Origin of the sequence: Photobacterium sp. OFAV2-7, from assembly GCF_022347985.1 — a bacterium.
In the GTDB taxonomy this organism is placed as follows: domain Bacteria; phylum Pseudomonadota; class Gammaproteobacteria; order Enterobacterales; family Vibrionaceae; genus Photobacterium.
The window spans coordinates 1-9,920 of record NZ_JAKRFQ010000086.1 but is presented as its reverse complement, the minus strand read 5'-3'; the positions used below and the strand labels follow the sequence as shown (position 1 = coordinate 9,920).

The window sequence follows — 9,920 nt, the reverse complement described above, 5'->3', positions numbered from 1 at the left end:
TGCACCGTTGCTGTCGTAGGCCACACCGCCTTCTATATTGGCCCGGCCGCCATTGGCCACCACCAGTTCCCATTCGGTCAGTAACGTTGTAACGCTTTCTACCGGGGTGCTATTCACCGCCAGTTGATAGAGAAAATGACCATTGGAGTCGTCAGGTACCAGAATATTGCCGTCGGGCTGGCGTGTAAGGAATCCATCGGGGTCATCCAAAGCCCCAGAATTAACGAAGCTACCGACCCGGCTGATACCATCGGGATCAGTAATCTCAAATACACCCATTTCAACCGGCGTTAGGGCAAACTGACCACCAAAGGTAAATACCCAGGGAGCAGCAATGGTCCCGGAGCCGCTCACCGTAATATCACCTACCTCAATGCCATCAATGGCAAGCAGCGCATTGGCGATCTCTGAGGCTGTGACATCAAAATCTAACTCCAGATCAGCGATGGTTCGGCCAGCCCCTATTACTCCAGTCAGCTCAATGTCTAGTCGGAAAGTGCCCGATGTCGCCTCAACCGCAACGTATTCAATGTGATTGTCCACCGGTACGGCTTCCTGGCTGTCAGTCCTGGAAGCCGTGAGCAGGCCAACCAAGTCCATGTCATCCATTTGTACCGAAGTGAACTCGCTTGGTCGCAGGAAGCGCCACGGATCCAGCAAGGTGCCAGCGCCGGTTACGGTTAGGTCACCACCGACTGCCGCTTCTAGCGCAGCTTCCACTTGTAAAGCTGTCGCGTTGAAGGGCAGGTCAGCCGTTGTTTCCGATGTCCCATTGTCTCGCTGGAGCTGTATATTAAAGTCTCCGCTAGGAGGAAGCGGGGGCACAGACGGAAAGAGATAAAGCGTCGTGTCGTACGGCGTCAACACTGCTGGGTCAACACCATTAGGTCCGGCCCCGTAGATATCTTGAACAGGATTATTGCCTCCCATAACATCGTAATTGACCCGGTAGATCACGTTAGGGATACGGTCGGATGCGACATAAAGGTAGTTTTCGTCCGCCGCTAAGCTTGGTGTTGCGACAAACTCGACACTGCTAGTGACACTTTCAAAATTCGCTTTCGTGGCATAGGTGATGAAGGCGCCAGTATTCGCATTGACCTGCAGCATGCTGTCATTGCTGTCGTCCATAACATAGAGAAAGCCATCGAAGCCGATCACCAGCCCCTCGAAGCTGCCACCATCGTTATCGTCAGTATTAATCCGTGCCAGCAGCTGCTCCAGTGTGCCATCCGGTTGCCGCTTGATTAGCACATCTCTGACTATATCAGCCTCGTCAGGAACGCTTTCTCTCACCTGAGCGCCAAACACCAGGGCACCATCGTCCAGCACGACAATGCCATGGTTAAAAATACGTACATCGTCGTTAGACTGCTCTGATGTGTCTAGCCCAAACAGAGTGAGGATATCATCTACCGAAACAAGCACTGAGATGTTGGCATCCGGAGTGATCGACAAGACGCAATCACATTCTTGCTCCAACGCATACAGTTCATCGGTGCCATTGGGAGGTAACAATGGGTAGTCGGCGCTAGCCACGCCAAAGCTGGCAAAGACCAAGCTCCCGATCAGTGTATTTCTTAATTTCATTTTTTTGCCCTTAATTGTACACTTTTGCTTCGAAAGTTTAGGACTATGTCGAACAAATCGCTTTGAACTTTTTGATGATCTTTTGCCATCATTTTCAATGACAGAAACATGGGCTAGGCTGCTTATTGCACGAAAAGTTAGGAAAAATACTACCTTAAGCACGCTTGTGACTAAGCGAACTGGCGAAGCAAAAATATAAAGGTTATTTAAAGAAAGTTGCTGACTGGGGGATGGATATTCTTAGCCCTTAAACTCTGTGGTGCCATTATCGAGGAACTTTTTGTTTTCACTGATGACTATGTTATAACATAACAAAATAGAAGTTAGTCAACAGCATGAAAAAGCATCCAGTTCAGTTTATTCGGCACAGTATCAATCTATTCGAACAAACTCCTCGCTTAGTTAGGAACGTCCTCTACCTGCTCTCAAGCGACCATCATTTTTTACGATGGCTTTTCAAAAAACAGTGTCTTTGGGCGCTAGTTGTATTTGTTGCACCGGCTGTTCAAGCCCATCCCCATTCCTGGATTGATATGAAGACCTATATCGAAGGCAAGGATGGGATGATCACCGGTTTTAAAATGGAATGGTCGTTTGATGCGATGACTTCGGCCTACATGCTTGATGGTGAAGATATTTCCCCCGAAAACGAGCAGCAGACGTTTCGTAAAGTATCGGCATCAGTGCTGGAAAACATGAAGTATGAGCATTACTTTACCTATTTTTATGATGGCGATACGCCGATTAAGTATAAAGTGGCTCACAGCGAGAAACTAACGCGTGACAGAGCCAAATTAGTGCTTAGTTTTGAACTTCCTCTTTCCAAGCCCAAACCGGTTACGCAAGAGACATTGCGCCTGTTGATTTTTGAGCCGAGTTATTATGTTGATATGGCTTGGAAATCGGCTACTGATGTTGTTTTGTCCGCGGATCTTACCCGTCAATGTCAGTTGGAAATGATTGAGCCTGATCCGACACCTGAGCAAATGACTTATGCCATGTCTCTACCAGCCGATGCCGATCCGGATAATGCGTTGGGGCAGTTGTTTACTCAAACAGTGAAAATCCATTGTGCGGCTGTGTCTGCTGCGAAATGAATAATCGTTTATATCAAGTAAGTATGTGTGAAACAGATCTTATCTCACTCGGAGCGCAATAATATGGGAAACCGTCGACTTCACCGACGCCGCTGGTGCATTGCTGCGATTGTCTCATTGCTGCTGGTTATCAGCTTGTATCAGTTGTGGCTAGTTTGGCCGTCACTGGTGGTTGATAGCATTCAGTGGCAGCGGGAGGTAAACGCCCAACTGGCAGACTTGTTATACGATGCGAAGGCGAATCCGTTGATTGCTGGAGGTTACTTGTCCGGATTCAGCTTTCTTTATGGCATGCTTCATTCGCTAGGGCCAGGGCATGGCAAGGTGATTGTTACTACATACCTTGCGACACATCCGACAAAGATTAAAGCAAGTTTAATGCTAACAGTGATTTCGGCTTTTTGTCAGGCGTTGGTTGCAATTGCATTAGTGAGTGTTCTTGTATGGGGTTTTAGTGCGTCTATGCGTGCTGTTAACCAAAAGGCGATGCTTTTTGTATTGTTGAGCTTCGCGCTGGTAGCCATATTGGGAGGCTTGATATGCTGGAAAGCAATAAAGCATATTTATCGTTCAATGCATCACTCTAAGCTTAAGGTGACAGCTCTGACCCCGCTGGCTGTTCGCTCATCAGATGAAGAGGGGCAGTTTGCGTTAAAGCCAGCAGTTCAACTATCAGCCTTGCCCTCAGCAGGTAAGTCCCATTTAGTGAAAAGCCATCATAACCATCATGATGGGTGTGGATGTGGCCATCAGCATGTCGCAGATGCAGAAGCGATTAACCGGGCTTCTACATGGAGGGAGTATATCGGTATTGTTGCAACAATCGGGATCAGGCCTTGCACCGGGGCCATTATGGTACTTCTGTTTGCCAATATTGTCGGGCTTTACTGGATGGGAGTTGTAAGTGCGATAGTGATGGCTGCAGGGACAGCGTTTACGACCTCCCTCATTGCTATGATGACCCTGACCGGGAAGCATTTGGTTAAGCGTTATCTGATGGTGGGTAACAGTCGTGGTAAGGGGGACTGGAATCTGGCCGGGTATTACCTTCAGTTTCTTGGTGGAGTATTGTTAATAGTGATAGGCCTGCTGTTGATGGGCGGACAAGATTACGGTATTTCCCCGATGTTTTCGATGTAAAAGCAGTAAGCCCTGTTATGTTACCCAAAGCAGGACTTATTGGTTTCTATCTCATTAGCATTCAGGCTTTATCTAAACGATTTCAATGGGCCCGTGATCATCACAATGATCACCATGCTGATGGTGTAAGCGACCATCGACAATATAGTCAATGTGATCCCCGTGTTTTACTGCTTCGTGGCCACAACCAGGCCCATGAACGTGTTCCCCGCAGGAATGAACAGCATTACATTTGTTGGGGTTACTTCCGCTAATTTCGATAACATGCTCGTCACAGTGATCCCCATGAGGATGATGCAATACACCATCAACCAGATAGTCAACATGATCACCATGGCGAATAGCGGTATGCCCACAATCTGAACCGTGAACATGTTTTGGGTGAGAGTGAGTATTAGAACATGACATCCATGTATCTCCTTTAGGTAGTTAACTAAAATCACTACTAATTTTAGTAAATTATTTCGTGAAAAAAGTACGATTAGAGTGAAATGTGATGTTACTCAACACGTTTCTATTTGTGTTGTTGCTTATTGGTGTAACCTTATATCGACTTGCAATAAAAAGGTTATCCGAATTGTTCTTCATGCAGGGATGTTCTTTTGGTGCTTTGCCTGAATCAGGTAAATTCATAATGCCTTAAATATATGCTTGTCGACATCAATTGATATGTTATAACGTATCAATTGAAAGGGCGATATCATAACCAGGTAGGTAGATGGACAAGATCAGCACAATTATTGAGCATGCAGAGCAGAGCTGTAAGGCGCGTGGAAGACAGCTGACGTCAAAGCGAAAACTCGTGCTTCGCGCGCTGGTTCACGCCAGTAAGGCGCTCTCTGCTTATGAACTGGTGGATTACTGTAAAACACATTTTGATCAGAGTATTCAGGCGATGTCGGTCTATCGGAGTTTGGATTTTCTTGAAGGTGAGCATTTAGCCCATAAGCTGAAGGTATCCAACAAATACATCGCGTGTTCACATATCCTCTGTGATCATGAGCATGGCATTCCCCAATTTTTGATTTGCTCTAAGTGCAACAAAATTAGCGAGCAAACCATCGATCCTGTAATGATTACTGGCCTTCAATCCAACGCTCGTCAAGAAGGCTTCACCGTTATAAACCCTCAACTTGAGATTAACTGCGTTTGCGATGACTGTGCCCGGTAAGGCTCGAATGTGTTGCTGCTGCGACAAGGTCCCTATGCACGCACTTTACATACTTAGTTTGTCTACCTATTGGACCCATTGTCAGCCACACAATAAAAAGGAGATCTCTAAAGATATGTCAGCAACGCTCATTAAAAATGCCCGTGTGGTAAATGAAGGAACCATTACAGAAACGGATTTACGGATTGTCGATCAGCGAATTGCAGTTATCGGAACTGACATTGCGGCGAAACCTAATGATGAAATTATCGATGCGCAGGGATGTTATCTTCTTCCGGGAATGATTGATGATCAGGTGCATTTTCGTGAGCCAGGCTTGACTCACAAAGGATCAATTGCGACAGAATCTCGCGCGGCTGTGGCTGGTGGTATTACGAGCTATATGGAAATGCCGAATGTGAATCCAGCGACCACATCCATTGACGCCTTAGAGCGCAAGTACAGCATTGCGGCAGAAAACTCTCTGGCGAACTATTCGTTCTATCTTGGTGCTACGGAAGACAACCTTGAACACATTAAGCGTTTAGATCCAAAGACCCACTGTGGGGTGAAGGTATTTATGGGGGCATCGACGGGAGATTTGCTGGTCGAGAATCCGAAAGCACTGGATGCGATATTTCGTGATTCTCCTGTTCTCATTGTGACCCACTGTGAAAGTGGACCTGTCATTAGCCAGAATAGAGAAAACCTACTGCGTAAAAAGTCCACTCTCAGCATCGAAGATCACCCAATCTTGAGGGACGATAAAGCGTGTTATGCCTCGTCTTCTTATGCGGTTGATTTGGCAAAAAAATACCGTAGTGAGCTTCATGTCTTGCATATTACTACAGAAAAAGAACTTGCTTTGTTTGAGGCGGGTCCTATTCAAAATAAGCATATTACTTCCGAAGCTTGCGTTCATCATCTTTGGTTCAGTAACCAGAACTATGCCGCCTTGGGCAACCAAATCAAATGTAACCCTTCAATAAAGAATCAAAGCGATCGTGATGCGCTGCTTCAAGCTTTGCATACCAATCAAATCGATATTATTGCCACCGACCATGCGCCACACACCTGGGAAGAAAAACAAGTGGATTACGACCAAGCGCCAGCAGGTTTGCCTTTGGTACAGCATGCCTTACTGAGTTTGTTCGATCACGTGAACTTGGGGCACCTCAGCATGGCTCAGGTTGTTGAAAAAACAGCGCATAATCCGGCAATTCGTTATGCCATTCGCGATCGCGGCTTTATCCGAGAAGGTTATTTCGCTGATTTAGTACTGGTGGATGCTCAATCCCCGACCATGGTCACCCATGAAAACAGTCTGTATCACTGCGGATGGTCGCCTTTTGCTGGTCATGAGTTTTCAGCACAGATCAAAAACACTTGGGTAAATGGTGATTTGATGTATGCCAATCAAAAGGTAAGGGCAAACCTAAATTCAGCAATGCGACTGTCTTTCGAACGATAACGATACTTTCTGAACAGTAAAGTCACCTTATAAAGAGAAATCAATATGTTAAGAAGAAACCCAAACGGCCATATGCCTGAGGTGTCGGAAACGGCGTTTATCGATCCTACTGCGATCATCTGCGGCAAAGTGATCATTGAGGATAATGTATTTATTGGCCCTTATGCGGTCATTCGCGCAGACGAGGTGGATGAGCAAGGGGATATGGAAGCTATCGTGATTAAACGCGATACCAATATTCAAGATGGCGTTGTTATCCATTCTAAAGCGGGAGCAGCGGTGAACATTGGGGAACGTTCATCGATTGCTCATCGATCCATCATTCACGGTCCCTGTGATGTCAGCGATGATGTATTTATTGGCTTTAACTCGGTTGTATTTAACGCTGTTATTGGCAAGGGGTGCGTGATCAGACATAACTGTGTGGTGGATGGGTTAGACTTACCAGAGAATTTTCATGTGCCGCCAATGACTAACATAGGTGCAGGTTTTGATCTGAACAGTATTTCGACAGTGCCGCCAGAGTACTCGGCTTTCTCCGAGTCTGTAGTCTCTGCAAACCATACGCTTGTTCAAGGCTATAGGAGAATTGCCAATGAGCTCTGACAGTAAACAAATTTTAGGTGTGCCAACCAACATCATTACTGGCTTTCTTGGGGTGGGTAAAACCACCGCGATTCTTAATTTAATGAAGGATAAACCAGATAACGAACGCTGGGCTGTGTTGGTCAATGAGTTTGGGGAAATAGGCGTTGATGGTAGTTTACTCCAAGGCCAGCAGAGTGAAGAACAACAGGTGTTTATTCGTGAAGTGCCGGGAGGTTGCATGTGCTGTGCAGCTGGTTTGCCGATGCAAATTGCTCTTAATCAGCTGTTGTCAGAAGCTAAACCCGATCGATTGTTGATTGAGCCGACTGGCCTGGGCCATCCCAAAGAGGTTCTGCAAGTGCTGTCCTCTGAGCATTATAAAAAAGTGCTCTCTCTGCAAAAGAACGTGACCTTGGTGGATGCACGCCAACTAGCAGATGAACGCTATACCAACCATGATACTTTTAATCAGCAAATAGCGATTGCCGATACTGTGGTTGGGAATAAGTCAGATCTATATCGAAATGGTGACAAAGAGAAGCTCAATGCTTATGTTGCTGAATTTGGCCGTCCGAATACCCAGGTGATTTTCGCCCAACATGGTGATATTCCTTTTGCTGAGTTTGAAGGTGAGACAAGCATTCACGAGCATCCTCCACACCACCACCATCATGGTCATAATAAGCCTCTCGCTTCAGAAGAACCGATGCCAGAGAGTGGTGTGCTAAAAGCGATGAATGAAGGAGAAGGCTTTCATAGTATCGGCTGGCGCTTCTCGCCAGATAAGATATTCAGTCGTCAGAAGATCATTTTACTGTTGGTTGAGTTAAACGTTGAGCGTATGAAAGCCGTGTTTATTACGGAAAGTGGCATCTTTGGTTATAACCAGACGCCAGATGGGTTGACCGAAGTGGAACTGGATGATTGCGATGAAAGCCGTATTGAACTGATCTCAGATACGGTTTTGGATACGTTTGAAGCACAGCTTCTAAGCTGTGTTGAGGATGGTAGTCATCGTCTATCTGAGTACACAGAGTAAGAATTTCATTTTTTGATATCTCCTCAGCGATGACTCGTAGAGGTTAAAAAGAAAAGGCTCACACGGTTTGAATATAGCGTGTGAGCCTTTCTTGTATTGCAGCCAAAAGAGCGAATTAATCGCGCCTGATTTGCACAGAATGACAATGAAGCCGGCATATCACGCGGTAATTTTTACTATCACTACAAGACGAATTAAGTACCTTATTTATATTGTTTCGAACCTGACTGTAAGAACAATTTACAGAATTAGGGTTTAGCGTCGAGGTTGATGATTATGCCTTGGTGGAGTATTTTACTAATTGCGTATACGCTAAAGGTAACTGATAGCAATGTATGTTAAACAAGTGATAAATAACTTTTTAACTATCAGCAATATGAGTGGATGAGTTATTTAATATGTGAATCTTTAAGGATAGAGGATGAATCATATGCCCATTTCATTTCGGCGCAACCTGATATTCTGCTTGTTTATCGTGCCAGCAGTACTGCTTGCTTTCTCCACTAACGTCTCAGCAGCACAGGATGGCTACACACTAAAGGTTGGCCGTCTCACATCATCACCGCGTAAGGATTTAGCTGAATTTAGCGTATTTACTGATTATTTAGCTAAGCGGTTACAACATGCAGGAGTTAGCGGTGGCAAGGTTGTATTTGCCCGCGACATTAATGAAATGGCCCTGTTGATCAACAACAAGCAGGTGGATGTCATTTCTGACTCACTCTATCCCCAATTACAGTTACGAAAAATCAGCAATCTAGATTTCCTGTCCAATGAGCACCGTGACGGTGTCTCAAGTTATCACTCGATTTTGGTCACCCGCAAGGATAGCGGTATCAATCAGTTGAGTGATTTAAAAGGCAAGATGATCGCCTTCGAAGATGAGACTTCAACACCTTCGTACTTTGTTCCCCGGGTAATACTTACTCAGACAGGCATGATGTTGGTTAAAGGGACGCCAAGCCCTGAGCAGGTGGGTTATACCTTTGCTCGGGAAGAGATCAACATAACCAAGTGGGTACACTCAGGCAAAGTTGCCGTTGGTGCCTTAAGTAGTAAAGACTGGACGAACCCCAAGCGGGTTCCGCCTGCGCTGAAGGCAGATCTGCGGATCATGTACCGCAGCGCTGAGTTTCCCCGCTCCATACTGGCCGTTCGTACCGATCTGGATCCTCAACTGATGCGTGCGTTGCGTAACACTCTGCTGGAAACAACCATGACTGTGGAGGATAAGGCTGAAATCTACCCTTATCGCAGTGTCACAGGCTTTTCACCCGTAATGAACGACAAATTCGATTGGTTTGAAACACATATTACCGACATAGATACTTCATTGCATCGCAAGGACTAATATACATGCGTCTTCATTGGCGAGTATCTCTGATCACCGCAGTGATATTAATTGCACTTGTGATCACCTTACAGCAATCCACACTGTGGATGGTGGATCGTTATGTTGGTCAATCGATGGAGCAACAGTTCAAACGAATTGGCTCGCAGCTATATAACGCTCATACCATTCAGACGTTGCAGATGCTGGACTTTACTCGTGGCAGCCTGCGACAGCCGGTCTACACGTTGGATATCGACTTGATTGCTGAGCTCGTTCACGCGCTAAAAAGTCAGGAAGATGTACTGGAGGTAATGATATTTGATGCTGAGCTGTCTGTTTTGCATGATGGTGATTTTGAAAGCCTTGGTCAGCCACTGGCGTCGGCACTCGTTCGTTTAATGGCATACCCTCGCCTGAACCAAGAGTATTCCCAAGCAGAATTAGAGAGCATGGTGCGTAAGCGGTTAAGCCAGCCGCAATCGTCAGAAAGTTATATGCTTCTTAGAGGCGGT

Annotated in this window: 10 protein-coding genes; 8 read left to right on the top strand and 2 right to left on the bottom strand. The window is 45.9% G+C overall.

Features of this window, described 5'->3' with window-relative positions; genetic code table 11:
• On the bottom strand, positions 1-1,590 hold a 1,590-nt coding region (locus MHN01_RS07680), incomplete at its 3' end, for a hypothetical protein (RefSeq protein ID WP_239410783.1).
• 335 nt (positions 1,591-1,925) lie between these two features.
• On the opposite strand from MHN01_RS07680, the gene MHN01_RS07675 reads away from it, so the two are divergent.
• Positions 1,926-2,687 carry a DUF1007 family protein gene (locus MHN01_RS07675; protein ID WP_239410782.1) on the top strand — a complete coding sequence of 254 codons (762 nt, stop codon included), beginning with the start codon at positions 1,926-1,928 and terminating at the stop codon, positions 2,685-2,687.
• 63 nt (positions 2,688-2,750) lie between these two features.
• Positions 2,751-3,827, top strand: coding sequence for a nickel/cobalt transporter (locus MHN01_RS07670; protein WP_239410781.1), 1,077 nt, complete (start codon positions 2,751-2,753; stop codon positions 3,825-3,827).
• A gap of 72 nt (positions 3,828-3,899) precedes the next feature.
• Here the strand turns inward: MHN01_RS07670 and MHN01_RS07665 are convergent, their stop codons facing one another.
• Positions 3,900-4,235 (bottom strand): hypothetical protein, encoded by a 336-nt coding sequence (locus MHN01_RS07665; protein ID WP_239410780.1) that lies wholly within the window; start codon positions 4,233-4,235, stop codon positions 3,900-3,902.
• Positions 4,236-4,545: 310 nt separating this feature from the next.
• On the opposite strand from MHN01_RS07665, the gene MHN01_RS07660 reads away from it, so the two are divergent.
• The 6 genes from MHN01_RS07660 to MHN01_RS07635 form a co-directional block, all read left to right on the top strand.
• A complete protein-coding gene (locus tag MHN01_RS07660; RefSeq protein ID WP_239410779.1) occupies positions 4,546-4,998 on the top strand; it encodes a Fur family transcriptional regulator in 453 nt (150 codons plus the stop codon).
• Between the two features lie 115 nt (positions 4,999-5,113).
• Entirely contained in the window at positions 5,114-6,448 is a 1,335-nt protein-coding gene (locus tag MHN01_RS07655) for a dihydroorotase (RefSeq protein ID WP_239410778.1), read from the top strand.
• A gap of 45 nt (positions 6,449-6,493) precedes the next feature.
• Entirely contained in the window at positions 6,494-7,054 is a 561-nt protein-coding gene (locus MHN01_RS07650; RefSeq protein WP_239410777.1) for a carbonate dehydratase, read from the top strand.
• Entirely contained in the window at positions 7,044-8,075 is a 1,032-nt protein-coding gene (locus tag MHN01_RS07645) for a GTP-binding protein (protein WP_239410776.1), read from the top strand. Before MHN01_RS07650 ends, MHN01_RS07645 begins: the two co-directional genes overlap by 11 nt.
• 430 nt (positions 8,076-8,505) lie before the next feature.
• Positions 8,506-9,426 (top strand): phosphate/phosphite/phosphonate ABC transporter substrate-binding protein, encoded by a 921-nt coding sequence (locus MHN01_RS07640; protein WP_239410774.1) that lies wholly within the window; start codon positions 8,506-8,508, stop codon positions 9,424-9,426.
• Positions 9,427-9,431: 5 nt separating this feature from the next.
• Positions 9,432-9,920 (top strand): hypothetical protein (locus MHN01_RS07635; protein WP_239410773.1); only part of this gene is annotated, 489 nt, incomplete at its 3' end.